Origin of the sequence: Frigoribacterium sp. VKM Ac-2836, from assembly GCF_013248995.1 — a bacterium.
Classification (GTDB): domain Bacteria; phylum Actinomycetota; class Actinomycetes; order Actinomycetales; family Microbacteriaceae; genus Frigoribacterium.
The window spans coordinates 164,904-189,424 of sequence record NZ_JABRPK010000002.1 but is presented as its reverse complement, the minus strand read 5'-3'; the positions used below and the strand labels follow the sequence as shown (position 1 = coordinate 189,424).

Sequence of the window (24,521 nt, the reverse complement as noted above, 5' to 3'; positions counted from 1 at the left end):
GCGCGATGTCGGCACCGCGATCTCGACGGTCAGCCGAGGTGGATGAGCGGGTCGAGCCCTCTCGCCGTCTCGGCCGCTCCCGGCAGACCAGCGACCGAGAGCCAGTTGCCGATCATCTGGTAGCCACCCTGCGTCAGGACGGACTCGGGGTGGAACTGAACGCCGTAGACGGGTGACGACCGATGGCGCAGGCCCATGATGACGCCACCGGTCGTGCGCGAGGTCACTTCGAGCGTCTCGGGAACCGTCTCGTCGACCACGGCGAGCGAGTGGTACCGCGTCGCGGTGAACGGCTGCGGAACACCCTCGTAGAACGCGCTGTCGTCGTGTTCGACCTTCGACGTCTTGCCGTGCATCAGTTCGTCGGCGTGCGTGACCGTGGCCCCGAGGGCCTCGGCGATGGCCTGGTGCCCCAGGCAGACGCCCAGCAGCGGCTTGTCGGCCGCGAGAGCTGCGTGCACGACGTCGATGGAGACGCCGGCCGCGGCCGGCGTCCCCGGACCGGGCGAGAGCAACACGGCGTCGTACTCGGCGATGCGATCGGCGGTGTCGGCCGCGTCGAAGGCGTCGTTGCGCACCACGTCTGTCTCGGCCCCCAACTGCTGCAGGTAGCCGTTCAGCGTGTACACGAAGCTGTCGTAGTTGTCGAGGACCAGGATGCGCGTCATGGTTGCTCCACGGTGACGTCGGGGGTGGGCAGGAGATCGTTGACGTAGGGGAAGACCCACTCGACGAGTGCGAACAGGACGGCGGCGACGAGGACGAGGACGAGGACGAGCCTCACCCACCACGGGCCGGGGAGGATGCGCCAGAGGGCGGAGTACACGATCAGCCTCCGATTCCGGCAGCGGCGAGTTCGGCGGGGGCCCCGGCCGACAGTGGCTGCCACGAGTCGAACACACCGTAGGCGACGATGCGCTCTCGGGCGGTGAACATCGGGTTGCAGCTCGTCAGGGTGATCAGACGGTCCCCCGAGGTCGCCGACACGTCCGGGGCGTCGGGCACCGGTTGCAGCACGGAGACCTGCGTGGCCTGGACGTACTGCAGGTTGCGGAACGAATAGGTGAACCAACCGTCCTGGGTCTGGACATACATCTTGTCGCCTTCTTGGAGGTCGGCGATCTTGTTGAACGGCGCCCCGTAGGTGGTCCGGTGGGCGGCGATGCCGAAGTTGCCGACCTGCCCCGGCATCTGGGTCTCGTCGTAGTGGCCGATGCCGATCTTGTTCAGGGTGCGGACGGTGCTCGTGCCCCCGGCGATCGGGACGGCGTAGTCGGTGCCGAAGCGCGGCACGTAGAAGTTGGCGAACTTCTCGGCCTCGGCAGGAGCCGTACCCGGGGGCGGCTCGCCGTACGAGCCGTCGGCTGAGGGCTCGGGGGCCGGTGTCGCGGCCTCGTCGAACTGCTCGCTCAGTCGAGCCGCGTCGTCCTGGTAGGCGTCGGCCACGACGAGGTCGTTGAACCACTGCTGCCATCCGATGAACAACAGCACGAGCACGCCCGCGGTGATCAACAGCTCACCCAGGACACTGACGAAGGAGGCGCGTGGCCGTCGGCGCCGCGTCGTGCGCCTCGAGGGCGGGGCCTCACCCCCGTGGTCCGTCATGATTCGATCCTAGGCGGCGTCCCGTGTCTCCGAGTCAAGGGGACGCCTCGGTGGACAACATGTGGAGAGGATGTGGAGAACTCGATGCGGCCGGGGACGGCCGTGATCTCCTTCCCAGTCCCGAAAAGGGCCTCACGGTACACTGTGCGCCATGGCCAAAGAGACGAACCGCAGCACGAAGCCCGCCCGCTCCGCCGAGGACGCGCCGAACCCCGTGTGGTTCAAGCCGGTCATGTTCGGCTTCATGCTCGTCGGTCTCGCCTGGATCGTGGTCTTCTACGTCAGCCAGAGCACCCTGCCGGTCGCGTCGCTCGGCTCGTTGAACATCTTGGTCGGCTTCGGAATCATGTTCATCGGCTTCTTGATGACCACTCGGTGGCGCTAGAACGCAGTTTCGAACTTACACGCCTGTAACTATCCCCAATGTGGGAAACGCTGTGGATAACTTCCCTGTGGATAACGTGGCCAGGTGACAATGCGTCGGCCGACGAGAAGAGGCGGCTCCCCCGGGGGAGCCGCCTCTCGTCGTTCAGGAGTCAGTCGTCTCAGAGCAGTCCCACGAGCTGAGCCGATCTGACGAGGAGGGCCGCGACCACGACGACGCCGATCGCGACGAGCACGGCGATCTGCACCGCGCGCTTGGACCGATGACGGGTCTTCGAGAAGAGGAACGCGATGACCCCGCCCACGACGATCCCGCCGAGGTGGGCCTGCCAGGCGATGCCGGGCACGATGAAGCCGATCGCCAGGTTGATGCCGACGAGCACCAGGAGCTGGATGCTCCGACCGCCGAGACTGCGGGCTATGACGAAGAACGCAGCCATCAAGCCGAAGATCGCGCCGGAGGCACCAACGACGAAATTACCCGGAGCCAACAGGGCCACGGCCGCCGACCCACCGATGCCGGACAAGAAGTAGAGCGCGGCGAACCGACCTCGACCCAGCTGACGTTCGAGCTCTGCTCCGAAGATGTACAGCGAGTACATGTTGAAGAGGATGTGCAGGATGCTGCCGTGGACGAGCATCGTCGTCACGGCACGCCACGGCTGCACGATCTCGAGTGGTGCGTAGAAGGCCAGGGCCCTCGTGACGACGCCGTTGCCCGTCCCGGTCACGAGCTGCAACAGGAAGACCGCGAGAGTCACACCGATGATGCCGTAGGTGACCACGGGCACTCCACGCCGCGACGCGCTGCGGACCCGACCGACGACCTGCGGTTGGAGGCGCGGTGCGTTGCCCCGCGCCTCCTTCACGCACTCCGGGCAGTGCACACCGACGGCGGCGGGTGTCTGGCACTCACCACAGATGGTGCGGCCGCACCGCTGGCAGAGGACGAAGCTCTGCCGGTCGGGGTGCCGGTAGCAGTAGTTCGCCCGATCGTGCGGATCGGTCACCTAGACCTCGTCGATGGTGACGCTCTCGAGCACCACGTCCTCGAGGGGCTTGTCGCGCGCGTCGGTCTTGACGGCCTCGATCGCGTCGACGACCTTCTTGGACTCGTCGTCGGCGACCTCACCGAAGATGGTGTGCTTGCCCTGCAGCCACGGGGTCGGAACCGTCGTGATGAAGAACTGCGAACCGTTGGTGCCCTTGCCCCCGCGCGTGCCGGCGTTGGCCATGGCGAAGATGTATGGAGCGTTGAAGTTGAGCTCGGGGTGGATCTCGTCGTCGAACTGGAAGCCGGGCCCGCCGACTCCCTGCCCGAGCGGGTCGCCGCCCTGGAGCATGAAGTCCTTGATGATGCGGTGGAAGACCACGCCGTCGTAGAGCTTGTCGGTGCTGACCTTGCCGGTGGCCGGGTGGGTCCACTCTTTCGTGCCGGTGGCGAGGCCGACGAAGTTCGCGACCGTCTTCGGGGCGTGGTCACCGAAGAGGTTCACCTTGATGGTGCCGTGGTTGGTCTTGAGGGTTGCGACAGCGGTGTGCGTTGACATGTCGTCATTCTCCCACAGCCACCTCGGCGCACCAGCGACTCCCCAGGGTCCGTTCCGTGACCTGTCAGGAACCTCCGTGCCACACTGGGACGGGCCAGCGACGCTGGCTCCACTGCCTACTCGTTGGAGGAACGTTCATGGCCCTGTCACGCAAGCAGAAGAAAGAACTCAAGAAGTTCAAGAAGCACGCTGCGGCGGTGTGGGGTGAGCAGCGCGGCGTGATCGACCACGCCGGCAAGGTCATCGGCGGATACCGCGACGACGCCGTCAAGATCGCGAACAAGAAGGTCGTCCCCCAGATCAAGCACGCCGTGGACTCCAACGTCCGCCCCGCGGTGTCGCAGGGCCTCTCGACCGGGTCGCACTACGCCTCGGTCGCCCAGGACCGCCTGAAGCACGACGTGTACCCGGCCTTCTCGTCGGCCCTCGGCAACTTCGACCTCGCCAACGACCCCAAGGTCAAGAAGGCCGTCAAGAACGCCAAGAAGCAGGGCAAGAAGGCGGCGGCGAAGTACGTTCCGCACCAGCAGAAGTCCGGCCCCGGCGTCGGTGGTGTCCTGCTGATCGGCCTGGGCGTCGTGGCCCTCGGCGCGCTGGTCTTCGCGGCGGTGCAGACGCTGCGCGCCGACGACGAGCTCTGGGTCGCCGACGACGACGCCGACACCAAGGCCTAGTCACCGCCCCCCACGATGGGCCCGCCTCCCTCGGAGGCGGGCCCGTCGTCGTCACCGCCCCTGCGCCGCAGGGGCGGCGGCGCAGAAAAGAGCACGGAATGAGAATTGCCCCTGCTCGCTGATTTCGTCAGCGAGCAGGGGCAAGGCAATCGAGTGGAGCCTGGGAGAATCGAACTCCCGACATCCTGCTTGCAAAGCAGGCGCTCTACCAACTGAGCTAAGGCCCCGACCCCCCGGTCACCGGGGGAACGAGCATGATTTCACCCTCGTACCCGTCAGCAGACGAGCAGAGAATGAGACCAGTACTGCGTGGGGCTAATAGGACTTGAACCTATGACCTCTTCGTTATCAGCGAAGCGCTCTAACCGCCTGAGCTATAGCCCCCGGACCGTCGTAAAGCCTACAGCACCACGACGGCGAACTCGAATCGGCGGTTCGCGCCGACCCGAGCGGTGGATCAGTTGTTGGTGAAACCGACGAGCAGGCCGCCGGTGATGCGCACGCTCAGGTTGTAGAGCACGGCCACGATCGCACCGAGGACCGTGCCGACGACCACGTTGAGGATGGCCACGACGATCGAGAAGAGCATGATCTGACCGACGTTGAACGTGTCCTGGATCGAGAAGCTCGAGTCGCCGAGGATGTCACGCAGCAAGGCGTCCAGATCGTCGAAGATGCCGGTCTGGTTGAGGATCGCCCAGATCAAGAAGGTGGCGACGACCGTGATGATGCCGATCGCGACCGAGATCAGGAAGGCCAGCTTCACGACCGACCAGAAGTCGATGTAGACGAGCTTGAGACGGACCTGCTTGGTGCCGGACGGTCGTTTCGCCTTCTTCTGCAGTCTCTCGGCGACACTACTCATTGTTCGTTTCCTCTCCGGCGGTTCCGGGGGCCTCGTCGTCGGTCGACTCGGCTTCGACCGACGTGGCGTCGGTCGTGGGGATCTCGTTGTCGGCGTCGACGGACTCGACGGACTCGACAGACACTACGGCCTCGGCCACGGCGTCCGCACTCTCGTCGACCTCGGCCGCGAGGTTGCGTTCGCTGTTGCGCGCCACCGCGATGATGCGATCGTCGCTCGCGAAGCGGGCGAAGACGACACCCATCGTGTCCCGACCCTTGGCCGGGACCTCGGAGACGGCCGATCGGACCACTTTGCCTCCGGACAGGACCACGAGCACCTCGTCGTCCTCGCCGACGATCAACGCGCCGGCGAGGTCTCCCCGCGCCTCCGCGAGCTTGGCGACCTTGATGCCCAGACCGCCGCGGTTCTGGACGCGGTACTGGTCGGCAGCGGTGCGCTTGGCGTAACCGCCCTCGGTGACGACGAAGACGTAGCCCTCCTCGCCGACGACGGAGGCGCTGAGCAGCGTGTCGTCGTCGCGGAAGGTCATGCCCTTCACGCCCGAGGTCGACCTGCCCATGGGGCGCAGCGACTCGTTGGTGGCCGTGAAGCGCAGGGACATGCCGTGACGGGAGACGAGCAGCAGATCGTCGTGCTCGTCGACGAGCAGGGCCGAGACGAGCTCGTCGTCGTCGCGCAGGTTGATGGCGATGATGCCGCCGGTGCGGTTCGTGTCGTACTCGGTGAGCGCCGTCTTCTTGATGAGGCCGTCACGCGTGGCGAGCACCAGGTAGTCGGCGACCTCGTAGTCGCGGATGTCGAGCACCTGCGAGATCTGCTCGTCGGGCTGCATGGCCAGCAGGTTGGCCACGTGCTGACCCTTGGCGTCGCGGCCGGCCTCTTGCAGCTCGTACGTCTTGGCGCGGTAGACCCGGCCCTTGTTCGTGAGGAACAACAACCAGTGGTGGGTGGTGGTGACGAAGAAGTGGTTCACGACGTCGTCCGCGCGCAGCTGCGCACCGCGGACGCCCTTGCCGCCACGGTGCTGGCTGCGGTAGTTGTCGCTGCGCGTGCGCTTGACGTAGCCACCACGGGTGATGGTGACGACCATCTCTTCTTCGGGGATCAGGTCTTCGACGCTCATGTCGCCGTCGAAGCCGAACATGATCTCGGTACGGCGGTCGTCGCCGTACTTGTCGGTGATCTCGGCGAGCTCGTCACTGACGATCGTGCGCTGACGCTCCGGCTTGGCGAGGATGTCCTGGTAGTCGGCGATCTCACGCTCGAGCTTGTCGGCGTCGTCCTGGATCTTCTGGCGCTCGAGGGCGGCCAGGCGACGCAGCTGCAGGTTGAGGATGGCCGAGGCCTGGATCTCGTCCACGTCGAGGAGCTCCATGAGACCCGCGCGCGCCTCCTCGACGGTCGGCGACCGACGGATGAGCGCGATGACCTCGTCGAGGGCGTCGAGAGCCTTGAGGTAGCCCCGCAGGATGTGCGCATCGGCTTCGGCCTTCTTCAGGCGGAAACGCGTGCGGCGCTGGATGACGTCGATCTGGTGGTCGACCCACGCCGAGATGAACCCGTCGAGCGCGAGGGTGCGGGGCACGCCATCGACGATGGCGAGCATGTTCGCACCGAAGTTCTCTTGCAGGCTCGTGTGCTTGTAGAGGTTGTTCAGCACCACCTTGGCGACGGCGTCGCGCTTGAGCACGATGACGAGGCGCTGGCCGGTGCGACCCGAGGTCTCGTCACGGATGTCGGCGATGCCGCCGATGCGACCGTCCTTGACCAGCTCGGCGATCTTGATGGCGAGGTTGTCGGGGTTGACCTGGTACGGCAGCTCGGTCACGACGAGACAGGTGCGGCCCTGGATCTCTTCGACGTTGACGACCGCGCGCATCGTGATCGAACCGCGACCCGTGCGGTAGGCGTCCTGGATGCCGCGGACGCCGAGGATCTGCGCGCCCGTCGGGAAATCGGGGCCCTTGACGCGCTGCATGAGCGCCTCGAGCAGCTCTTCGCGCGTCGCCGTGGGGTTCTCGAGGTACCACTGGGCACCCGACGCGACCTCGCGCAGGTTGTGCGGGGGGATGTTCGTCGCCATGCCGACGGCGATGCCGACCGAGCCGTTGACCAGCAGGTTGGGGAACCGGCTGGGCAGGATCGCCGGCTCGCGGGTGCGACCGTCGTAGTTGTCCTGGAAGTCGACGGTGTCCTCGTCGATGTCGCGCACCATCTCGAGGGCCAACGGGGCCATCTTCGTCTCGGTGTACCGCGGGGCGGCGGCGCCGTCGTTGCCGGGCGAGCCGAAGTTGCCCTGCCCGAGAGCGAGCGGGTAGCGCAGGCTCCACGGCTGGACGAGACGGACGAGCGCGTCGTAGATGGCCGTGTCGCCATGGGGGTGGAACTGGCCCATCACGTCGCCGACGACGCGAGAGCACTTCGAGAAGGCACGGTCGGGGCGGTAGCCGCCGTCGTACATCGCGTAGATGACACGGCGGTGCACGGGCTTCAGGCCGTCTCGGACCTCGGGCAGGGCCCGACCGACGATGACGCTCATCGCGTAGTCGAGGTACGAGCGTTGCATCTCGAGCTGCAGGTCGACCTGCTCGATGCTGTCGCGCTTGGGCGCCTCGGCGAAGGTCTGGGCCCCCTCGGCGTCGGTGCCCTCGGGGGTGTCTGTCGGCTCGTCGGCCATGATTCTCCGTTTGTCGTGGTCTGCCCCGTGGTGCTCGTCGGGGCGCGGGCGTGCTCCGGTTCAGCCGGAGGCGCGCATCAGATGTCGAGGAAGCGGACGTCTTTCGCGTTCTGCTGGATGAAGTTGCGACGCGACTCGACGTTCTCACCCATCAGGGTGTCGAAGATGGTGTCAGCGGCGACGGCGTCCTCGAGCGTCACCTGCAGCAGCGTGCGGGTGTCGGGGTCCATCGTGGTCTCCCACAGCTCTTTGTAATCCATCTCGCCGAGGCCCTTGTACCGCTGGATCGCGTTCTCTTTCGGGATGCGCTTGCCGGCCGCCCGACCCGACACGAGCACGGCGTCTCGTTCGGCGTCGCTGTAGACGTACTCGTGGCTGGCGTTGCTCCACTTGAGCTTGTAGAGCGGAGGCTGCGCGAGGTAGACGTAGCCGAGGTCGATCAGCGGACGCATGTAGCGGAAGAGCAGGGTGAGCAGCAACGTCGTGATGTGCTGCCCGTCGACGTCGGCATCGGCCATCAGGACGATCTTGTGGTACCTCGCCTTGTCGGGGTCGAAGTCTTCTCCGATGTCGGCGCCGAAGGCCTTGATCATGGCCTGCACCTCGTTGTTGCCGAGGGCACGGTCGAGACGGGCCTTCTCGACGTTGAGGATCTTGCCGCGCAGCGGCAGGATCGCCTGCGTCTCGGGGTTGCGGCCCTGGACGGCCGAGCCGCCGGCCGAGTCGCCCTCGACGATGAAGATCTCGCTGCGCGAGGGGTCCTTGCTCTGGCAGTCCTTGAGCTTGCCCGGCATGCCGTTCGACTCGAGCACTCCCTTGCGGCGGGTCTGCTCGCGGGCCTTGCGGGCGGCGAGACGAGCCTGCGAGGCCAGGATGCCCTTGCGGACGATCTCGGCGGCCTGCTTGGGGTTGCGGTCGAACCAGTCGTTCAGCTGCGAGCCGGCGACCTTCTGCACGAACGACTTGGCCTCGGTGTTGCCGAGCTTGGTCTTGGTCTGACCCTCGAACTGCGGTTCGCCGAGCTTGATCGAGATGACCGCCGTCAGACCCTCGCGGACGTCGTCGCCCGAGAGGTTGTCGTCTTTCTCTTTGAGCAGGTTCTTCTCGCGCGCGTAGCGGTTGATCAGCGTGGTGAGTGCCGCGCGGAAGCCCTCTTCGTGGGTGCCGCCCTCGTGCGTGTTGATCGTGTTCGCGTAGGTGTGGACGCTCTCTTGGTACGAGGTGTTCCACTGCATCGCGACCTCGAGCGAGATCTTCTTCTCGGTGTCTTCTTGCTCGAAGGCGATGATGTCGTCGTGGACCGTCTCGACCTTCTTGGTCGTGTTCAGGTACTCGACGTAGTCGACGAGACCCTTCTCGTAGTGGAAGACGTCGTGACGGGGCTCGGCGTCGGCTTCTTGCACGCGCTCGTCGCTGAGCTCGATGCGAAGCCCCTTGTTGAGGAACGCCATCTGCTGGAAACGGGTGCGAAGCGTCTCGTAGTCGAACTCGACGGTCTCGAAGATCTCGGCGTTGGGCCAGAAGGTGATGGTGGTGCCCGTGGTGTCGTCTTCTTCGCCCTTGGCGAGCGGCGCCACGGGGACGCCGTCGGTGAAGCTCTGACGGTAGACGTTGCCCTGTCGGCGGACCTCGACGTCGAGTTCGCTCGAGAGCGCATTGACGACCGAGCTGCCGACGCCGTGCAGACCACCGGACACCGCGTAGCCGCCGCCGCCGAACTTGCCGCCCGCGTGCAGCACGGTCAGGACGACCTCGACGGTCGACCGCCCCTCGACGGGGTGGACGTCGACCGGGATGCCACGGCCGTTGTCGACGACGCGCACGCCACCGTCTTCGCGCATGGTGATCTCGATGTGGTCGCAATGACCGGCCAGGGCCTCGTCGACCGAGTTGTCGACGATCTCGTAGACCAGGTGGTGCAGACCGCGGGGGCCCGTCGAGCCGATGTACATGCCGGGACGCTTGCGCACGGCCTCGAGACCCTCGAGGACCTGGATCGCACTGGCGCCGTAGGTGTCGTCGGGCTGGGCGTCGGTGGGATCAGCTGACATGTGCGTAGGGGCTCCTGCCGGACGGGACGAAGGTGTGCCGACCGGACTCGACCGCTGTCTGGGCGGCCTTCGGACGACCTTCCGAGTCTACCGCAGGCCCGTCCGCCACGGGGCGAAATCCGCCCTCAGACGGATTTTCCCACCGCACTTGGACGATTCACCCTCGTCAACCATAAGTATCGCGAGGGCCCCGCCCTGGAACCGATCTGGGGCCGCGTTTCCAGGTCGGGGCGTTGGGTGCCAGGAAACGCACCGACTGGATGCCCGCGTCCGGGTACCGCTGCACGATGGTCGTCGTGACCTGCGTGCGCATCAACCGCAGCTGGGTCGCCCACGCGGTGGAGTCGCACTGCACAGTCAGGGTGCCGTCGTCGATGGACACCGGATCCGAGTGCGCGGCGAGCTCGGCACCGACCATGTCGGGCCATGCCGTCATCAGCTCGGACTGCGCCAGCGGGCTGTTCCAGCCGAGCTCGTTCGTGACGGCGGACAGCACGTCGGAGATGCCCCGGGGTTCGCGTCCGGTTCCGAAGGGCTGGCTCGGCGATCCGAGCTTGATCGACTTGCGCTTCCGGGCGTCCCTCGACCGCGAGTTGGGGTCACCGAACACGCGGCGGAACCGCAGGTAGACCCGCTGGGCCTCGCTGTCGGGCTGCGCCTCTGGTTCAGGAGGCGCGGGTGGCGTGGACTCCCGAGGCTGCGGTGCGTCGTCGACGCTCACCGCGCCTCCTCGGTGTCACCGTCGGCCGGCCGCGCGTCGCCGCCCGGAGTGGCGGCGACCGCGTCGTCGAGGATCGTCCCCTTGGCGATGCGGACCGTGTGGGCCTTGAGGCTCAGAGGCACGTCGCCCTCGACGGCGGCCGTGATCAGCACCTGCTCGTAGTCGGCGACGGCATCGGCGAGCCGTTCGCGACGAGATCCGTCGAGCTCGGCGAAGACGTCGTCGAGGACGATCACCGGGTCTCCCGTGGGTGAGTCGACCCGCACCACGGCGGCCGAGGCCAGCTTCAGTGCGAGGGCGAAGGACCAGGACTCGCCGTGGCTCGCGTACCCGCGCGCGGGAAGCCCGTTGAGCGAGAGGAAGAGGTCGTCGCGGTGCGGCCCGACGAGCGTCAGACCCCGCTCGAGCTCGGTCGGTCGGACGCGGGCCAGCGCCTGCCGGAAGACCTCGGGCACCTGCTCGGCGGGGATCGACTCGGTCGGCCCCTCGGCCGCGGTCGTCTCGTCGTCGGGTGTCGCGCCCCGGATGCTGAGCACGGTCGAGAGCCGCGCGGCGTGATCGGCGCCGGCCACGGCCGCATAGGCCCGAGCCACTTCGGGCGCCAGGTCGGCCGCGAGTCGGTCACGGGCGACGACGAGCTCGCTGCCGAGGGCCACGAGCCGTTCGTCCCAGATGTCGAGGGTGCCCAGCTGGCCCGCCCTGACCCCGGAGGCGCGAGCCGACTTCAGGAGCGTGTTGCGTTGCTTGAGCACCCGGTCGTAGTCGGTCTGCACACCGGCGAAGCGGGGTGACCTGGCCACCAGCAGTTCGTCGAGGAAGCGGCGTCGTCCGGACGGTTCTCCCCGGACAAGCGCGAGGTCCTCGGGAGCGAACAAGACGCTCGTGAAATAGCGAGGCAGCTCACGAGGCTTGATGGCACCCCGGTTGATCTGGGCCCGATTCGGTGACGACCGGTTGATCTGCACCTCGGCCAGGAGTTCGCGGTCCTCGGCGAGCAGTCGAGCCCGGACGACGGCCGAGTCGCGACCCTGGCGGATGAGCGCGGCATCGGACGAGACCCGGTGGGATCCGAGACTCGACAGGTAGCCGAGGGACTCGACCAGGTTGGTCTTTCCCTGGCCGTTGCTGCCGACGAAGAGGTTCGGCCCGCGCGCGAGGCTGACTTCGGCAGACGTGTAGTTGCGGAAGTCCGTCAGGCTGAGATGCAGTACTCGCACGCGGGCCGGTGGAGGCGCTAGGCCTTCTTGACGGCGTGGCCGCCGAACTGGTTGCGCAGCGCGGCGACGGCCTTCATGGTCGGCGAGCCGTCACCCTGACGCGAGACGAATCGAGCGAAGATCGACGCGCTGATCGCCGGCATCGGCACGGCGTGGTTGATCGCTTCTTCGAGCGTCCAGCGGCCCTCGCCGCTGTCCTCGACGTAACCCGAGATCTCGGCCAGCTTGGGGTCGGCCTCGAGAGCCAGGACCATCAGCTCGAGCAGCCAGGAGCGCACGACGGTGCCGCGCTGCCACGCCTTGAAGGTGCCGGTGACGTCCTTGATCAGGTCGCTTCGGGCCTCGAGCAGTTCGTAGCCCTCGCCGTAGGCCTGCATGATGGCGTACTCGATGCCGTTGTGGACCATCTTGGCGTAGTGACCCGCGCCGGTGTCGCCGGCGTGGACGAAGCCCTCGTCGCGGGGGCCTTCGGGACGCAGCGCGTCGAAGATCGGCTGGGCCAGGGCGACGTTCTCGGCGGACCCGCCGACCATCAGACCGTAACCGTTGTCCTTGCCCCAGACGCCACCCGAGACGCCGGCGTCGACGTACTTGATGCCCTTGCCGCCGAGCAGCTTCTCGTTGGCGAAGTCGCTGGTGAACTTCGAGTTGCCGCCGTCGATGACCAGGTCGCCCTCGGAGAGCTCGTTCGAGAGTTCTTCGATGACGCCGGCGGTGATGTCGCCCGCGGGCACCATGACCCAGACGATGCGCGGAGCAGGGAGCGTGGAGGCGAGCTCGGCGAGGCTGGCGACGTCGGAGACGGCCGGGTTCGCGTCGTAACCGGTCACCTCGATGCCGTTGTCGCGCAAGCGGGTGCGCATGTTGTTGCCCATTTTGCCGAGACCGACGAGGCCGATGTGCATGAGTATCCTTCGTTCGTGGCGGTGGGGCCCGGGGGGCGGCACCGTTGCGTGCAGTGCGCTCTCAGCGCAGGAGGAGGTTGGGCTGCAGCAGGTACTTGTAGCTGTCAGCTCCGGCCTGGTCTTTCGAGGACTGACTGGTGATCAGCACGGGACCGGGCTTGTTCGGGTTCTCCGTCTTGGTGAAGGAGATGCGGACGAACTCGGAATGAACCGCTCCGAGACCGTCGAGGAGGAACTGCGGTTTCAACGAGACCACGGTGTCCTCTCCCGTCAACAACGCATCGATCGACTCTGACGCCTGCGCTTGTTCGCTACCGATGGCCTCGAGGGTGAGGCCGTCGATCGTGAACGTGAACCTGAGGGCCGCCTCGCGCTCGAGCACGAGCGAGACACGGCGGACCGACTCGACGAGCTCGGCCGTGTTGATCACGGCGTAGTTCTCGACGGTGTCGGGGAAGAGACGCTTCACCGGGGGGAAGTTGCCCTTGATGAGCAGCGAGGTCACGGTCTTGTTGTCGGCCTGGAACGCGATGAGTTCACGCTCGTCGGATCCGGTGATCGAGACCGAGACGGTGCCGGCGTTGCCGAAGGTCTTGCCGACCTCTTGCAGGGTGCGCGCCGGGACGAGAGCCGTGGTCGTGGTCGTGCTGGCCACGGTGCCGGGGTCGAATTCGATGCCACGGACGGCGACACGGTAGCGGTCGGTGGCGACCAACGAGAGGGCGTTCTCGGTGACCTCGAGCTGCACGCCCGTGATGACCGGGGTGACGTCGTCGCGCGAGGCGGCTACCGCGACCTGCGAGACCGCGAGGGCGAAGGAGTCGCCGGGAACGACGCCCGAGCGATCACCGACGGTGGGGAGGGTCGGGTACTCCTCGACCGGCATGCTGAGGAGCGAGAAGTTCGCGGATCCGCAACTGACGGCGATGCGGTTCTCTTCGGTGGAGAAGGTGACCGGTGCGTTCGGCAGTCGGCTAGCGATGTCGGCGAGAAGCCGGCCCGATACGAGGATCGTGCCCGGTTCGTCGATCTCGGCGGGGATGCTCGTCTGAGCCGAGACCTCGTAGTCGAAGGACGACAGGGTCAGTCCGTCGGCGTCGGCTTCGATCAGCACACCGCTGAGGATCGGCAGGGTGGTGCGCTGGGGCAGCAGCTTGACCGCGAAGGAGACAGCATCGCTGAAGACGTCACGGTTGACCTGGAACTTCACGCGGGGACCCCTATCGACTTCACACTCGTGGATGGCCGGTTAATACTGGCACAGCATCGAGGTTCGCCCTTCCGGGAAGCGCGAGCCGTGGCTCGAGGCCCGATCGATCCACAAGGTTGTCTCTCGATCAATTTCTTGTAACCAGGATTAACAGTCTTAACCGTTGTGCACAGTGTGGATAACCTGTTTAAAACCCCGTGGCTCGGGGGAACTACAAGCGTGTGACTTGTGGACGACGTGTGGAACCGAATGACAAGAATCCGAGCGACCACCTCTTGGCACGGAGCGGGATCCCACAGGCCCGTCGGATCCCTGAACAGCACCGTCGCGGTTATCCACGAGTTTCCACAAGTTATCCACACTGTGTGGAACGCCCCTCGTCAAGGCCTCCGAGGCGTGTCGTGCGGCCCCTGGGACGACGAACGGGCACCGACACGTGGTCGGCGCCCGGATGGGTCGGTCGGGGCGGACGGGCCGGCTCGGCCCGTCGAGCCGTCACTTGTAGCGGGTGTCCTGCTTGATGCGGCTGGTCAGTTCGGTCACCTGGTTGTAGATCGACCGACGCTCCTTCATCAACTCGCTGATCTTCTTGTTGGCGTACATGACCGTCGTGTGGTCGCGGTTTCCGAAGAGCTGGCCGATCTTGGGCAGCGACAGGCTCGTGAGTTCGCGGCAGAGGTACATCGCGATCTGTCGAGCGGTCGCGATGGCCTGCGAACGGGAGGAACCGTACAGGTCGTCCACGGTGAGCTTGAAGTAGTCCGCCGTGTGGTTGATGATGTCGACCGGCGCGATGATGTTGTCTTCGTCGAGCGTGATCAAGTCCTTCAGGACCGTCTGCACGAGGGCCAGGTCGACGGCCGTCCGGTTGAGGCTGGCGAAGGCCGTGACCCGGATGAGCGTGCCCTCGAGTTCGCGGATGTTGCTCGACACCTTGGTGGCGATGAACTCGAGCACCTCGTCCCGGATCTGCAGCTTCTCGCTCTGGGCCTTCTTACGGAGGATGGCGATGCGTGTCTCGAGGTCGGGAGCCTGCACGTCCGTGATCAGGCCCCACTCGAAGCGCGACCGCATGCGGTCCTCGAAGCCGGTGAGGTGCTTGGGCGGCAGGTCGCTGGTGATCACCAGCTGCTTGTCGTGGTCGTGCAGGGTGTTGAAGGTGTGGAAGAACGCCTCTTGGGTGCTGTCCTTGCCTTGCAGGAACTGGATGTCGTCGATCAGCAGGATGTCGATCTCGCGGTACCGCTGCTGGAAGAGGCTCGAGCGGTTGTTGGCGATCGAGTTGATGAAGTCGTTCGTGAACTCCTCGCTGCTGACGTACCGGACGCGGATGCCCGGGTACATCGTCTCGGCGTAGTGGCCGATGGCGTGCAGAAGGTGGGTCTTGCCCAATCCCGACTCGCCGTAGACGAAGAGGGGGTTGTAGGCCTTGGCCGGGGCCTCGGCGACGGCGACGGCCGCAGCGTGTGCGAAGCGGTTCGACGCACCGATGACGAAGTTGTCGAAGCTGTACTTCGGGTTCAGGCGGGAGTCGTTGCGCTTGCCGCTCGCGCTCGTCTCGACCGGCGCCGGCACGAAGGGGGCCTCGATGTAGTGGACCGGCTCGGACTGCTCGACCTGCTGGGTGAGGGTGTCGGGGGTGATGTCCGGATTGACGGTGATGGCGAAGCTCGAGACCGAGCTGTCACCCAGCCCGGCGATGGACTCGAGGAGCGGCTCGCGAATGCGTTGTTCGAGCATCCCCCGGGTCAGGTCGTTGGGCACCTCGAGGTACAGGGTGCCGCCCAGCACTCCCTTGGGCTCGACCAGGCTGATGAACCCGTGCAGCTGCGGCGTGATGCGATCGTCGGTCGTCAGCGTCGCGAGGACGGAACGCCAGAGGTCCTGGACCGGGTCGACGGTGTGCGCCACTGGGAGTCTCTTTCTCGCGAGGCGGCAGCGGATCCGGCCGCCTCCGCGTGCGGGTCGCGTTCACCCGCTGGTGTTCGAAGGTACGAGTGCGGGAGGAGTTATGCACAGCTTTGTCCACCGATCGGTTGGCGCCGTTCGGGCCGGGATCGCTGCGTGTTCCCCGTGGTCACGCGGAAGTACCGCGAGAAGTACCCACCTTAGTTCGACCGGGTGTGGAGTCCGCAACCGGAGTTTTCAACAGTGTGGACAAACGCCTTGAGAAGAGGCCGTTTGACCAGGGCTCCGATCACGCGTACTTTTAATCAGTTGATTTCAGCCGCGTTGGCTGTACAAGACTTCTCGGATCGTGGCAACAGGCCTGGTCCGCTTTCCTGGAGGACCACCATGAGCAAGAGAACGTTCCAGCCGAACAACCGTCGTCGCGCCAAGAAGCACGGTTTCCGTGCCCGCATGCGCACCCGCGCCGGTCGCGCCATCCTCGCCGCCCGCCGTGGCAAGGGCCGCACCGAGCTCTCGGCGTAGCCACCTCCGTGTTGGCCCGGGCCAACCGGATCGTCCGCGCAGACGACTACCGAACCACCGTGCGCCGTGGCCGCAAGTCGGGCACGGCGCACTCGGTCGTCTACGTCCGTCGTCGTGACGACGACATGATCCGGTTCGGCTTCATCGTGGCCAAGACCGTCGGCAACGCCGTCGTGCGCAACACGGTCCGTCGCCGTCTCAAGGGCGTGTGTCACGAACTCCTGCCGACGCTCCCCCCGGGGCTCGACGTCGTGATCAGAGCCTTGCCAGGCAGCCCTGACGTTGCGTGGTCTACCCTGCTGACGGACATCTCCGAGGTCGTCGACAGGGGCGTGAAGGCGTGACAAGAGCGGTGCAGTTCATCGCGTTGCTTCCTCGCAACGCATGCGTCGCCGTGCTCCGCGTCTACCGCGCCGTCGTGTCGCCGCTCTACGGAGACGTCTGCCGCTACTACCCGTCGTGTTCGAGGTACGCCCTCGAGGCCATCCAGTTGCACGGCGTCGTGCGCGGTGTGGCCATGGGCAGCTGGCGGATAGCCCGGTGCCACCCCTGGGCCGCAGGAGGCGTCGACGACGTCCCCGAGCCCCGTACACAGAAGTACCACGTCACGAAGTCCGGCTTCGTGACACCGCGATCCGGAACCGCCACCCCCGACCTCGTCGGATCCGGTCGGATCGTCGCACAGAGCCACGGAAAGGGCTGACCCGAACACCATGGACTTCATCGGCACCATCCTCTGGCCCCTGAGATGGGTCGTCGAGGCGATCCTCGTCGGCTTCCACAACGTCCTCACGGCGTTCGGCATGGACACCGCGGCCGGCAGCACCTGGGTGCTCTCGATCGTCGGCCTGGTCCTCGTGGTGCGGGCCTGCCTCATCCCGATCTTCGTGCGCCAGATCAAGAGTCAGCGCCGCATGATGGAGATCGCGCCCCGGCTCAAGAAGATCCAGGACAAGTACAAGGGCAAGCGCGACCAGTTCAGCCGCGAGGCCATGTCGCGCGAGACCATGGCGCTCTACAAGGACACGGGTACCAACCCCCTCAGCTCCTGCCTCCCGTTGCTGATCCAGATGCCGATTTTCTTCAGCCTCTACACCGTGCTGCACAACGCCCAGCAAGAGAAGGTCGGCATCGGCCTGCTCAACGCCGCTCTCTCGAACTCGTTCGGTGAGTCCGCACTCTTCGGCGCGCCCCTGAAAGAGACGTTCCTCGGCGCGACCACCTGGGAGGTCCGCCTCATGGCCGGCGCCATGGTCGTCATCATGACCGCCTCGCAGTTCATCACCCAGCTGCAGATCGTGTCGAAGAACATGTCGCCCGAGACCAAGGCCAGCCCGATGTTCAAGCAGCAGCGGATGCTCTTGTACTTCCTGCCGCTCGTGTTCGTCTTCTCGGGTCTGTCGTTCCCCCTCGGCGTCATGTTCTACTGGCTGACCTCGAACGTCTGGACGATGGTCCAGCAGTTCCTGGTCATCCGCAACATGCCCACGCCCGGCAGCGAGGCGGCGCTCGCCCGTGAAGAGCGACTCGCCCGTCGGCAGCAACGCAAGGGCCTGCCGAGCATCACGGTGACCGAGATCGAGTCGGCTCCCGCCGTGCCCAAGACGACCCAGCGGACGCAGCCCGTCGGCAAGAACCGCTCCAAGAAGCAGAACGGCGCCAAGAAATGACCTCTGACGACTCCACGACCGACATCGTCGAGCCCGCAGCCGAAGACGACGCTGCCGTCGTCTCGGTCGATACCGAGGAGGCGCGGGTCGCGTCGGACGACGCCACCGACGTCCTCGACGAGGGCGACATCGCGGCGGACTACATCGAGGAACTCCTCGACATCTGCGATTTCGACGGCGACATCGACATCGAGGTCCGGGGCGGCCGCTCGTACATCTCCGTCGACTCGAGTGGAGAACAGAAGCTGAGTCTGCTCTCGAAGCCCGACACGGTCAACGCCCTCCAGGAGTTGACGCGGATCGCGGTCCAGACCAAGACGGGCGAGTTCTCGCGCCTCATCCTCGACATCGGTGGTTCACGGGCCACGCGCGAGACCGAGCTCGGACGCCTGGTCGACCACGCGGTCTCCAAGCTCGAGGACGGCGCCACGTCGGCCGCGCTCCCCCCCATGTCGTCCTACGAGCGCAAGCTCGTCCACGACATCGTGGCGGCGCGAGGCTTCACCTCGGAGTCCGAGGGTGAAGGCCGTGACCGCCACACCGTCATCACGCGTCCCTGAGCTCGCGGCCATGACCGACATCTCGACTCTCGAGGCCGAGCCCGACGTCGCGGCGACCATCTTCGGCGATCGGATCGACGTCGTCCGCCGCTACGTGGCCGACCTCGCCCAGCACGGGGAGGAACTCGGCCTGATCGGTCCGCTCGAGTTGCCCCGTCTCTGGACGCGGCACGTGGTCAACTGTGGCCTGTTGGCGCCGTTGCTCATCGCCGGCGGACGTGTCGGCGACATCGGATCGGGTGCCGGGTTGCCGGGTCTCGTGCTCGCCGCGGCACGGCCGGACTCCACGCTCATCTTGATCGAGCCCATGGAGCGACGTGTCGACTGGCTGACCGCCGAGGCCGAGCGCATGGGGCTCGACAACGTCGAGGTCGTCCGAGCTCGTGCCGAGGACATCCAACTGGACGGCTGGCTCGATCAAGCGACGGCTCGCGCCGTGTCCGCGCTCTCGAAGTTGATCCCGCTGACGGCTCCCCTGGTGAAGACGGGGGGTCAGTTGTTGCTGATGAAGGGAGCGAGGGTCGACGACGAGATCGCCGCGGCTCGCAAGGTCATCGCTCGCCACCATCTGATCGACGTCGAGGCCCGGGAGTTGGGCGTCGGGCTCGTGGACGAGACGACCAGGGTGTTCATCGCCACACTCGACTGAAGGCGCGACCCTAGGTTTCAAAAAGGGCCTCTAGTCAGGACTTCGTAACTCAGGGCGGCTCATCGGTCCGGGATGCGTCGGTGGGGCGGCGGCGACGCGGATCTGAGGTCCATATCTTTGTCGGGGCCTCACGATAGACTCGGCCTTCGATCCCCGAAGACCATCGAGCCGCCTCTGAGTGGTGTGGTCACACCTCTGGGTAGGTCGTTTCACGTGAAACATGGCGATACGGAGACCCCTTCAGTGAGTTCCTCGGCTGACGACGACAGAAGCACTCCCCTGGCTCGAGAGCTTGCCGACCTGAATCGCCGGAAGCAGGCTCTGTCGCGCGAACCGCTGCCGGCACCGGCAGCGACACGGGTGATCACTGTGTCCAACCAGAAGGGTGGAGTCGGCAAGACGACCACCACCGTCAACCTCTCGGCTGCTCTCGCGAGGAGCGGAGCCAAGGTCTTGGTCATCGATCTCGATCCTCAGGGCAACGCATCGACGGCTCTCGGCGTGGAGCACCGTGCCGAGACACCGAGCGTCTACGACGTCGTCGTCAACGACGGCGAGGTCGCGGACGTGGTGCAGAAGAGCCCCGAGTTCGACACCCTGTTCTGCATCCCCGCGACCATCCACCTCGCCGGCGCCGAGATCGAGCTCGTGTCGTTGGTCGCTCGTGAGCAGCGTCTGAGCAGAGCACTGTCGGAGTACCTCGCGACCACCGAGCAGGCCGGCGACCGGTACGACTACGTGTTCATCGACTGCCCACCATCGCTCGGGTTGCTCACGATCAACGCGTTCGTAGCGGCCAGTGAGGTTCTCATCCCCATCCAGTGTGAGTACTACGCACTGGAAGGCTTGAGTCAGCTGTTGCGCAACATCCAGTTGATCGAGAAACATCTCAACCCGAAGCTCAAGGTATCGAGCATTCTGTTGACGATGTACGACGGTCGGACGAACCTGGCTCAGCAAGTCGTCGCCGACGTGCGCGAGCATTTCCCTGATGAAGCCCTCACGACGTTGATTCCCCGCTCGGTTCGCATCAGTGAGGCGCCGGGTTACGGCCAGACGGTCATCAGTTACGACACCAACTCCCCCGGGTCGATCTCGTACCTCGAGGCGGCCGCCGAACTAGCACGTCGAGGAGCACCCCAGTAATGGCAACCAAGCGAACCGGCCTCGGGCGCGGCATCGGCGCCCTCATCCCTGTCTCCGACGAGAGCCAGGACCGTCCCGTGGACGTGTTCTTCCCGACTGCGCAGCAGACGGCCGACGAGCTCATCGCCGTACCGGGGGCCCGTCTGGCCAACTTGAACCCGCTCGACATCACGCCCAATGCGCAGCAGCCTCGAGCCGAGTTCCGTGAGGAGGAGCTCGCTGAACTGGTGACGTCCATCCGTGAGGTGGGCGTGCTGCAGCCCATCGTGGTCCGTCCCATCAAGAAGGGCGGCAAAGGTACAGCTCAGTATGAGTTGGTCATGGGCGAGCGTCGTCTCCGTGCCACCAAAGAATTGGGGCTCGCGACGATCCCGGCCATCGTCAAAGACACGGCGGACGATGCCATGTTGCGCGACGCATTGCTCGAGAACCTGCACCGCGCTGAACTCAACCCGCTTGAAGAAGCGTCCGCCTATCAGCAACTTCTTGCCGACTTCGGCATCACGCAGGACGAGTTGGCCACACGCATCGGTCGAAGCCGTCCCCAGATCACGAACACCTTGAGGTTGTTGCGCCTGCCGGCGGCCGTCCAGCGCCGGGTCGCCTCGGGAGTCCTCACGGCCGGTCACGCGCGCGCCATCCTGAGCACAGGCGACCCCGTGCTGATGGCTCGCCTTGCGGACCGCATCGTCAACGAAGACCTCAGCGTCCGGGCTGCTGAGGCGATCGCGGCTGGCGGTAGTGCCAAGCCCAAGACGACTCGCACAGCGACCCCGGGGCAGCACCAGGCGCATCTCGACGAGGTGGCCGAAAGCCTGGGGGATCGCTTCGAGACTCGGGTCAAGGTATCACTCGGTGCGCGGAAGGGGTCGATCACCATCGACTTCGCATCCATGCAGGACCTCAAGCGTATTCTCGGCGAGTTGGGGCACGAACAAGAGGGTTAGTACAGACAGATCCACGCGCGGCCTCCGCGTCGTTTCACGTGAAACACTGTCTGGCTAGCTCTCCCGGTGAGGGTTAGAGCTAAATGACGTGCGGTCCTCGCAGTTGTCGATGTTTCACGTGAAACGCGGGTCTCGGCGGCACCAGGGCGTCTCCACACGGTGGGAGAACTATCACGTCCATCTAGTCGTGGCTGACAAGTGAAGCTTTGTCCATCCGGACGACCGCACACCCCAACGCTCAAAGCCCGGCGGACTCCCGGGACCGGTCACGTGACCGACATGTCTGCCGCTGGTGCGTGTGGAGCTGAGGTCGAATGGCGGTCTCGTGCGCTGAGGAGGGCGATACGCCCTGACTTCCGACGGTCCGATCTGAGTTTTCGTGACTCACACTGACTCCGGTGGGTCGCACGGCCCGCCGTTGTATTGATCGAACCGGTTGATTGGTCGTGGTCCACGACGAGGGGGTGATGACTGACCTCACGTGGCCGCAACAGGTGTGGCGCGTCCACTGGGCAACTTCGACCTCCGGCAGGGCTTGAGAAGATCGGTTCTTCGGCCTGCGTGCCGTGTCGAGCCGCCGCATCCTGCACCGACACCGAACGGACAGTCCCCCCTGGTCAACGGGCCCTAGGTCGAGGGTGTTGGACTGGTACCGTCGCGGCTCATTCCTGTATGTCCCACCGAAGCGATGTCGAAAGGCGGATTCGTCGGAGTATCCGTGGTCGTCGTAGGCTCACTATGTCGCAGTCCGTGGCCACCTGACCCCTTTCTCAGTTAAGGGTCGAGATCGACCGTAGACGGGCCGCGCAGTCCCGCGTGTCTTCGACGTTTCACGTGAAACATCGACGATGTCTTCCGTCAGCGACGGTGGTCGGTCACGGCCTTCTCTGCGAGGGCAGCGTAGAACATGCCCAGTTCGTAGCCTGCCGATTCCAGAGCCATAGGAACGAGCGAAGTCTCTGTGAGGCCGGGCAGTACGTTGACCTCGAGGAACCACGGCGTCCCGGCCGCGTCGACGATGAGGTCCACCCGCGACAGGTGACGCAGAGCGAGTGCCTCGTGGACGGCCACGGCGGCCGTGGCGGCGGTTTCTGCGGCCGACGGGTCGAGACGAGCAGGCGTGTAGAACGTGGTCTCCCCCGCGTTGTAGCGAGCCTCGAACCCGTAGAACCCCTGGCGGGGCACGATCTCGACAGCAGGCAGGGCGATCGGACCGTCGCCGGTGTCGATCACGCCGACGGCGATCTCGGTGCCGGTGATCTTCTGTTCGACGATGACGTCGTCGCAGTAGGTGTAGGCGTCGACCATGGCCCTGGGCAGGGCACCGACCTCGTCGACGACCGTGACTCCCTGTGCCGAGCCACCCCGCGCCGGCTTCACGACGACGGGCACCGGGTGCTCCTCGGCGATGGCCGCCAACACGCCGACGGCACCGAGCTCGCGGAACGCGTCGTGCGACAGGGTGATCCCCCGCGGTGTGGACACGCCTGCGCGTCGAGCGAGTTCTTTGGCCGTCGGTTTGTCCCAGGCCAATCGGGCGGCTGCAGCCGTGCTGCCGACGAAGGGCACGTCGAGCGCCTCGAGCAGACCGCGCAGGGCTCCGTCTTCACCGCTGGCACCGTGCAGAGCCGGCCACACGACGTCCGGCCGTGACACCGTCAGGTGTCCGAGCAACGTCGCGTCGGGATCGCGGAGTTCGACCTCGATGCCGTGGGTGACGAGGCTGTCGACCACGCGCCTCCCGGATCGGAGGGAGACGTCGCGTTCGTGCGAGATTCCTCCGGCGAGAACGGTGACGGTTCGTAGCTCACTCGATGCCATGGTGGTGTCTCGGTCTCTTCCTCGTGTCACGACGGGACGGCCCTCTGGCCGACGGGTCCACAGCCATCGAAAATGCTGGTCAGTTGGTGTTGGGCGGTGGTACTACGACGCTCTGGCGGCGTGGGACGGGAGTGGCCAGACGTGCCGGCGAGAAGGTACGCAGCAGGTCGATCTCGCCGTTCACGACGTTGGCGAGGCGGGCGACGCCGGTGCGAATCGACTCCGGTGTCGGGTAGCAGAACGACAAGCGGATGTTCTGTCGGCCGTCACCGTCCGCGAAGAAGGCTGTTCCGGGTGTGTAGGCGACGAGTTCTTTGACAGCCCGCGGCAGCATGGCCTTCGAGTCGAGCTCTGGCGGCAAGCCGACCCAGACGAAGAAGCCCCCGTCGGGCACGTTCCAGGTGAGCGAGGGGAGGTACTCGCCCAACGCCGAGATCATCGCGTCGCGTCGCTCGCGGTACAACGCGCGGAAGGTCTCGATCTGGCCTCGCCAGTCGGCTTGGTCGAGGTACTCGGTGATGACGAACTGCCCGAACGAGTTGGGCGACAGGGTGGCCGACTCGTTGGCGAGGATGAGTTTCTCGCGGATGGCGTGCGGGGCGAGTGCCCACCCCACCCGGAAGCCGGGCGCCAGCGTCTTCGAGAACGAGCCGAGGTAGATGACGCCCTCGTCGTCGATCGAGCGCATGGCCTGGGGGGCCGGCTGGTCGAAGTAGAGCAGACCGTACGGGTTGTCCTCGAGGACGAGGATGCCGGCTGATCGGCAGATCTCGAGGATCTCGACCCGGCGGGCCCAGGTGAGCGTCACGCCCGCCGGATTGTGGAAGTTCGGGATCGTGTAGAGGAACTTGATGCGCCGACCACGAGCCGTCACGGCCGCGATGGCCTCGCGCAACGCCTCGGGAACCAGCCCGTGCTCGTCCATCGGGACGTGCACGACGTCGGCCTGGTAGGCCTTGAAGACTCCCAGGGCCCCCACGTAGCTGGGTGACTCGGCGAGCACCACGTCGCCGGGGTTGACGAACAGGCGGGTGACGAGGTCGAGGGCCTGTTGCGAGCCTGTCGTGACCACCACGTCGTCGGCGCTGCCTCGGATACCCTCCATCGCCATGATCTGCATGATGTGTTCGCGGATCGCCGGCGTGCCCTGGCCGCTGCCGTACTGCATCGCCATGGCTCCCCCGTCGGCCATGACGCGGTCGATGGCACCGGTGACGAGCTCGCGGGGCAGGGCGGAGACGTAGGGCATGCCACCGGCCAGCGAGACGACCTCGGGACGGGAGGCGACGGCGAACAGGGCTCGGACCTCGGAGGCGCTGAGACCGGCCGTGCGGTCGGCGTACGAGTCGTACCACGGGTCGAGGTTGGTGCCCTTGTCGCTCATGGGTGTCCCTGTTCTGTCAGAGGGTGATTCGGTCAAGACTATGCCCGGC

The 24,521-nt window shown here is 66.0% G+C and carries 25 protein-coding genes and 2 tRNA genes; 10 read left to right on the top strand and 17 right to left on the bottom strand.

Annotation, left to right across the window (positions count from 1 at the left end):
• Positions 1–29 precede the first annotated feature (29 nt).
• The 3 genes from HRF36_RS07210 to HRF36_RS07200 are packed head-to-tail and all read right to left on the bottom strand — an operon-like array spanning position 30 to position 1,605.
• Positions 30–668, bottom strand: coding sequence for an aminodeoxychorismate/anthranilate synthase component II (locus HRF36_RS07210; RefSeq protein ID WP_173208474.1), 639 nt, complete (start codon positions 666–668; stop codon positions 30–32).
• Positions 665–826 carry a hypothetical protein gene (locus tag HRF36_RS07205; protein ID WP_173208472.1) on the bottom strand — a complete coding sequence of 54 codons (162 nt, stop codon included), beginning with the start codon at positions 824–826 and terminating at the stop codon, positions 665–667. Before HRF36_RS07205 ends, HRF36_RS07210 begins: the two co-directional genes overlap by 4 nt.
• 2 nt (positions 827–828) lie before the next feature.
• Positions 829–1,605, bottom strand: coding sequence for a class E sortase (locus HRF36_RS07200; protein ID WP_173208470.1), 777 nt, complete (start codon positions 1,603–1,605; stop codon positions 829–831).
• Between the two features lie 151 nt (positions 1,606–1,756).
• Between HRF36_RS07200 and HRF36_RS07195 the strand changes: the two genes are divergently transcribed.
• Positions 1,757–1,990, top strand: a complete 234-nt coding sequence (locus HRF36_RS07195) for a cell division protein CrgA (RefSeq protein WP_173208468.1) — start codon at positions 1,757–1,759, stop codon at positions 1,988–1,990.
• 160 nt (positions 1,991–2,150) lie between these two features.
• Here HRF36_RS07195 and HRF36_RS07190 read toward each other — a convergent pair whose 3' ends face one another.
• Positions 2,151–2,999: a rhomboid family intramembrane serine protease gene (locus HRF36_RS07190; RefSeq protein ID WP_173208466.1), complete on the bottom strand. Its 849-nt coding sequence runs from the start codon at positions 2,997–2,999 to the stop codon at positions 2,151–2,153.
• Positions 3,000–3,539, bottom strand: a complete 540-nt coding sequence (locus HRF36_RS07185) for a peptidylprolyl isomerase (RefSeq protein WP_173208464.1) — start codon at positions 3,537–3,539, stop codon at positions 3,000–3,002. It lies immediately after the preceding gene.
• A 137-nt stretch (positions 3,540–3,676) separates the two neighbouring features.
• Between HRF36_RS07185 and HRF36_RS07180 the strand changes: the two genes are divergently transcribed.
• Entirely contained in the window at positions 3,677–4,213 is a 537-nt protein-coding gene (locus tag HRF36_RS07180) for a hypothetical protein (RefSeq protein WP_173208463.1), read from the top strand.
• A 154-nt stretch (positions 4,214–4,367) separates the two neighbouring features.
• Here the strand turns inward: HRF36_RS07180 and HRF36_RS07175 are convergent.
• The 10 genes from HRF36_RS07175 to dnaA form a co-directional block, all read right to left on the bottom strand.
• Positions 4,368–4,440 (bottom strand) — tRNA-Ala (locus tag HRF36_RS07175).
• A gap of 83 nt (positions 4,441–4,523) precedes the next feature.
• Positions 4,524–4,597 (bottom strand) — tRNA-Ile (locus HRF36_RS07170).
• A 73-nt stretch (positions 4,598–4,670) separates the two neighbouring features.
• Entirely contained in the window at positions 4,671–5,078 is a 408-nt protein-coding gene (locus HRF36_RS07165; RefSeq protein ID WP_043595295.1) for a DUF3566 domain-containing protein, read from the bottom strand.
• A complete protein-coding gene (gyrA, locus tag HRF36_RS07160; protein ID WP_173208461.1) occupies positions 5,071–7,758 on the bottom strand; it encodes a DNA gyrase subunit A in 2,688 nt (895 codons plus the stop codon). Before gyrA ends, HRF36_RS07165 begins: the two co-directional genes overlap by 8 nt.
• Before the next feature lie 77 nt (positions 7,759–7,835).
• A complete protein-coding gene (gene gyrB, locus HRF36_RS07155; RefSeq protein WP_173208459.1) occupies positions 7,836–9,809 on the bottom strand; it encodes a DNA topoisomerase (ATP-hydrolyzing) subunit B in 1,974 nt (657 codons plus the stop codon).
• 166 nt (positions 9,810–9,975) lie between these two features.
• Positions 9,976–10,530 carry a DciA family protein gene (locus HRF36_RS07150; RefSeq protein ID WP_173208457.1) on the bottom strand — a complete coding sequence of 185 codons (555 nt, stop codon included), beginning with the start codon at positions 10,528–10,530 and terminating at the stop codon, positions 9,976–9,978.
• Positions 10,527–11,747 carry a DNA replication/repair protein RecF gene (recF, locus tag HRF36_RS07145; protein WP_173208455.1) on the bottom strand — a complete coding sequence of 407 codons (1,221 nt, stop codon included), beginning with the start codon at positions 11,745–11,747 and terminating at the stop codon, positions 10,527–10,529. The genes HRF36_RS07150 and recF overlap by 4 nt, the downstream gene beginning before the upstream one ends.
• Positions 11,748–11,764: 17 nt before the next feature.
• A complete protein-coding gene (gene gnd / locus HRF36_RS07140) occupies positions 11,765–12,652 on the bottom strand; it encodes a phosphogluconate dehydrogenase (NAD(+)-dependent, decarboxylating) (protein WP_173208453.1) in 888 nt (295 codons plus the stop codon).
• A gap of 61 nt (positions 12,653–12,713) precedes the next feature.
• Positions 12,714–13,862, bottom strand: coding sequence for a DNA polymerase III subunit beta (dnaN, locus tag HRF36_RS07135; protein ID WP_173208451.1), 1,149 nt, complete (start codon positions 13,860–13,862; stop codon positions 12,714–12,716).
• A gap of 495 nt (positions 13,863–14,357) precedes the next feature.
• Entirely contained in the window at positions 14,358–15,773 is a 1,416-nt protein-coding gene (gene dnaA / locus HRF36_RS07130; protein WP_173208449.1) for a chromosomal replication initiator protein DnaA, read from the bottom strand.
• Positions 15,774–16,157: 384 nt separating this feature from the next.
• Between dnaA and rpmH the strand changes: the two genes are divergently transcribed.
• From rpmH to HRF36_RS07090, 8 genes are all read left to right on the top strand, one after another.
• A complete protein-coding gene (rpmH, locus tag HRF36_RS07125; protein ID WP_043595303.1) occupies positions 16,158–16,295 on the top strand; it encodes a 50S ribosomal protein L34 in 138 nt (45 codons plus the stop codon).
• 8 nt (positions 16,296–16,303) lie between these two features.
• Positions 16,304–16,639 carry a ribonuclease P protein component gene (gene rnpA / locus HRF36_RS07120; protein WP_173208448.1) on the top strand — a complete coding sequence of 112 codons (336 nt, stop codon included), beginning with the start codon at positions 16,304–16,306 and terminating at the stop codon, positions 16,637–16,639.
• Entirely contained in the window at positions 16,636–16,998 is a 363-nt protein-coding gene (yidD, locus tag HRF36_RS07115) for a membrane protein insertion efficiency factor YidD (RefSeq protein ID WP_173208446.1), read from the top strand. The genes rnpA and yidD overlap by 4 nt, the downstream gene beginning before the upstream one ends.
• A gap of 10 nt (positions 16,999–17,008) precedes the next feature.
• Positions 17,009–17,965: a membrane protein insertase YidC gene (gene yidC / locus HRF36_RS07110; RefSeq protein WP_173208444.1), complete on the top strand. Its 957-nt coding sequence runs from the start codon at positions 17,009–17,011 to the stop codon at positions 17,963–17,965.
• On the top strand, positions 17,962–18,525 hold the full coding sequence (locus tag HRF36_RS07105) for a R3H domain-containing nucleic acid-binding protein (RefSeq protein WP_173208443.1): 564 nt from the start codon (positions 17,962–17,964) through the stop codon (positions 18,523–18,525). The genes yidC and HRF36_RS07105 overlap by 4 nt, the downstream gene beginning before the upstream one ends.
• A gap of 10 nt (positions 18,526–18,535) precedes the next feature.
• Entirely contained in the window at positions 18,536–19,174 is a 639-nt protein-coding gene (rsmG, locus tag HRF36_RS07100) for a 16S rRNA (guanine(527)-N(7))-methyltransferase RsmG (RefSeq protein ID WP_173208441.1), read from the top strand.
• 243 nt (positions 19,175–19,417) lie between these two features.
• Positions 19,418–20,320: a ParA family protein gene (locus HRF36_RS07095; RefSeq protein ID WP_371740135.1), complete on the top strand. Its 903-nt coding sequence runs from the start codon at positions 19,418–19,420 to the stop codon at positions 20,318–20,320.
• The gene (locus HRF36_RS07090) at positions 20,320–21,267 is read left to right on the top strand and encodes a ParB/RepB/Spo0J family partition protein (protein WP_173208437.1); all 948 of its coding nucleotides are present in this window, start codon (positions 20,320–20,322) and stop codon (positions 21,265–21,267) included. The genes HRF36_RS07095 and HRF36_RS07090 overlap by 1 nt, the downstream gene beginning before the upstream one ends.
• Positions 21,268–22,125: 858 nt before the next feature.
• Here the strand turns inward: HRF36_RS07090 and HRF36_RS07085 are convergent.
• The gene (locus HRF36_RS07085; protein WP_173208436.1) at positions 22,126–23,088 is read right to left on the bottom strand and encodes a D-alanine--D-alanine ligase; all 963 of its coding nucleotides are present in this window, start codon (positions 23,086–23,088) and stop codon (positions 22,126–22,128) included.
• A gap of 79 nt (positions 23,089–23,167) precedes the next feature.
• Positions 23,168–24,472, bottom strand: coding sequence for a PLP-dependent aminotransferase family protein (locus tag HRF36_RS07080; RefSeq protein ID WP_173208434.1), 1,305 nt, complete (start codon positions 24,470–24,472; stop codon positions 23,168–23,170).
• Positions 24,473–24,521: the final 49 nt, after the last annotated feature.

Excerpts from the sequence above, each read along its gene's own strand:
- HRF36_RS07210 (WP_173208474.1), bottom strand. The coding sequence starts at position 668 with ATGACGCGCATCCTGGTCCTCGACAACTACGACAGCTTCGTGTACACG.
- HRF36_RS07200 (WP_173208470.1), bottom strand. The coding sequence starts at position 1,605 with ATGACGGACCACGGGGGTGAGGCCCCGCCCTCGAGGCGCACGACGCGG.
- HRF36_RS07195 (WP_173208468.1), top strand. The coding sequence starts at position 1,757 with ATGGCCAAAGAGACGAACCGCAGCACGAAGCCCGCCCGCTCCGCCGAG.
- HRF36_RS07185 (WP_173208464.1), bottom strand. The coding sequence starts at position 3,539 with ATGTCAACGCACACCGCTGTCGCAACCCTCAAGACCAACCACGGCACC.
- HRF36_RS07180 (WP_173208463.1), top strand. The coding sequence starts at position 3,677 with ATGGCCCTGTCACGCAAGCAGAAGAAAGAACTCAAGAAGTTCAAGAAG.
- HRF36_RS07165 (WP_043595295.1), bottom strand. The coding sequence starts at position 5,078 with ATGAGTAGTGTCGCCGAGAGACTGCAGAAGAAGGCGAAACGACCGTCC.
- gyrA (WP_173208461.1), bottom strand. The coding sequence starts at position 7,758 with ATGGCCGACGAGCCGACAGACACCCCCGAGGGCACCGACGCCGAGGGG.
- gyrB (WP_173208459.1), bottom strand. The coding sequence starts at position 9,809 with ATGTCAGCTGATCCCACCGACGCCCAGCCCGACGACACCTACGGCGCC.
- gnd (WP_173208453.1), bottom strand. The coding sequence starts at position 12,652 with ATGCACATCGGCCTCGTCGGTCTCGGCAAAATGGGCAACAACATGCGC.
- rpmH (WP_043595303.1), top strand. The coding sequence starts at position 16,158 with ATGAGCAAGAGAACGTTCCAGCCGAACAACCGTCGTCGCGCCAAGAAG.
- yidC (WP_173208444.1), top strand. The coding sequence starts at position 17,009 with ATGGACTTCATCGGCACCATCCTCTGGCCCCTGAGATGGGTCGTCGAG.
- HRF36_RS07105 (WP_173208443.1), top strand. The coding sequence starts at position 17,962 with ATGACCTCTGACGACTCCACGACCGACATCGTCGAGCCCGCAGCCGAA.
- rsmG (WP_173208441.1), top strand. The coding sequence starts at position 18,536 with ATGACCGACATCTCGACTCTCGAGGCCGAGCCCGACGTCGCGGCGACC.
- HRF36_RS07090 (WP_173208437.1), top strand. The coding sequence starts at position 20,320 with ATGGCAACCAAGCGAACCGGCCTCGGGCGCGGCATCGGCGCCCTCATC.
- HRF36_RS07085 (WP_173208436.1), bottom strand. The coding sequence starts at position 23,088 with ATGGCATCGAGTGAGCTACGAACCGTCACCGTTCTCGCCGGAGGAATC.
- HRF36_RS07080 (WP_173208434.1), bottom strand. The coding sequence starts at position 24,472 with ATGAGCGACAAGGGCACCAACCTCGACCCGTGGTACGACTCGTACGCC.